Here is a 2,224-nt window from a genome sequence, read left to right on the forward strand (position 1 = left end):
ACTGTCCGGCCGCTTTTGCTTTGACCGAGGATGAAGCTGCTGCGGCCGTAGACGCGCATGGCAAGGATGCCGTCTCCGGCAATCTGTTCCTGTGGTTGCTGTGTGCTATCGCTTTTCTGAAAGTCAGCACCAAGCTGGACGGTATTCTGCACTCATTGGGCATCGGCGTTTCACGCTCGCCCGGCTCGATGTTGTCTGAGGCGCTACTGGCTTTTCGCGGTTTTGAAATCGGCAAAGCCTTTATGGGGCTGGGCGCTGCCAAAGCCGCCGCTTCAACAGCCACCACAAAAGTCACACCCGGCAATACCTTTGCAGGCGGGCTTTCCGGCATGGTGAGCCGCCATGTGCAGCAAAGTACGGCAAGCTCCATCAGTGGGCAGTCCGGCGGTATCGGTGTGTCCTTGGGCGGTGCCATGTACCACAACAGCCTCGGTAAAGACGGCGGCTTCGCCAGCAAGGTCATCGGGTCTATTGCCACCGGTCAGACCAGCGGCAGCATCACAGGCGACAGCGCCGTGGAAGCACTCAATGGCTATTTTGCCGGTACCAGCGATGCTGAGGCTATGCCCGTTCCTGCCACTGGCGAAAATATCCCCACCGCAATGGCAACGGCAGAAAACGATGCCGTGCTGGATGCACCTATCCCCGCCACACCGCTGGCGCTGGAGGGCGATAGCACGGTTGACGTTTCCCCTACAAGGGACAGTGAAATTGCCATGCGCGCCGGTGGCAGTCCTGCTGTTACAGAACAGACCTCCATTCCCACTTCGTCCTCTATCCAACAGGCCGCTATGAACCGTGTGCTGCTGGGGCAGATGGGCAACAGCGTCACAGATGTAGAAATCGGCGGCGGCAAGATTCAGGGGCGCGAGATCATCCCCGGCCGCGGGCAGATTCAGTTTGCCATGTACAACGCCCGTCAGTATGAGAAGCCGGAGGGCCACTTCACAGAACAGACTTCCCGCGACGGCGAAAAGTGGTATAAGGTCTACGCCACAACCCGCGTAGAAAAAACGCCTACCGTTCAGGACGAACGCGGGCGTATGCAGTATGATGAGCGTAAAGTGGCCGCCATGCCAAAAGCCCCCGCACGGAGACACTAAATGATGGAAAACGATACCCAAAATTCTCAGCAGGCCGCCTCAACGGCACTTCACAATGCGCCCAAACTTGCCAAAATCGCGCAAGCGGGAGTGCAGGGCGGTCCCGCCGGGGCTGCTACTGAAGCTGCGGTGCAGTATTGCAAGGAAATACTGGTCGTTGCCATTGCAGTCTTGCTGCTGCCGGTTCTGGTTCTGCTCATGCTGCCCGGTGCGATTTTCGGTACGCTGACACAGCCCAGCACTGCGGTCAATGATGATTTGGAAGTTGCTGCCAACGTGATGCAGCTTCGCAATGCCGTATCGGATATTTTGCAGGTTGCATACGAGGATACCCTTGCCGAAATAGAATCCGAGCGTGCAAGCCTCACCTACAGCGACATTGATGATTCCGTGGGCGGTCATGTTTCTTACAATGCCTTTCAACTCATTTCTATGTACTCCGCTTACCAAGGAGAGGACGACTATACCAAAATCAGCCTGGCTGACCTTTCCGCACAGGTACAAGCGCACCGGACAGAATATTATACCTACACTACTTCCGAGGAAGTTCGCACCGAACCTGTGCAGAAAGAGGTGCGTGGGCAAACCATAACCGTTCAAGAGGATCACACTTACACCGTTTTCACACTCTCCTATGTGGGAGATGACTACTTTGCCGACACGGTCTGGCAGCTTGACGACAAGCAGAAAAGCTGTGCCGATGCCTATGCGCATAACCTGACTGTCTATCTCCACGAAATAGAAGAACATGAGGGTATTACGATTTTGGGGCAAATCAACGATGCACTTATTGATGATACCTCCCCTGCTCCGAGCGGCGGGTTCGGCAATCCATTCAATGACCCGAACTGGGAACAGCACATTACTTCTTTCTTCGGCAAACGCGAGGATGTCGGCATTCCCGGCAAGGATACCACCAACCACAATGGCTTGGACATTGCCTATCCCTATGGCACACCAATTCTGGCAGTGGAGGGCGGCACGGTCATTAAATCAGGGTATCACGTCAGTTATGGAAATTATCTGGTCATCAACCACGGCGGCGGGTATTGCACCCTTTACGCCCATTGCAGCCAGCTTTTGGCTCAGGTTGGCGATACGGTGAACAAATACGACACCAT

At 55.3% G+C, this 2,224-nt stretch carries 2 protein-coding genes; both read left to right on the forward strand.

Translation table 11 applies throughout. The features are described from left to right. The coding region (locus B5D32_RS14530; protein WP_078785664.1) for a hypothetical protein at positions 1-1,103 on the forward strand (1,103 nt) is incomplete at its 5' end. After that, positions 1,104-2,224, forward strand: a 1,121-nt coding sequence (locus tag B5D32_RS14535; RefSeq protein WP_143402816.1) for a M23 family metallopeptidase, incomplete at its 3' end; no start/stop codon positions are given.

The sequence above is a fragment of the Gemmiger formicilis genome, assembly GCF_900167555.1.
GTDB lineage: Bacteria > Bacillota > Clostridia > Oscillospirales > Ruminococcaceae > Gemmiger > Gemmiger formicilis.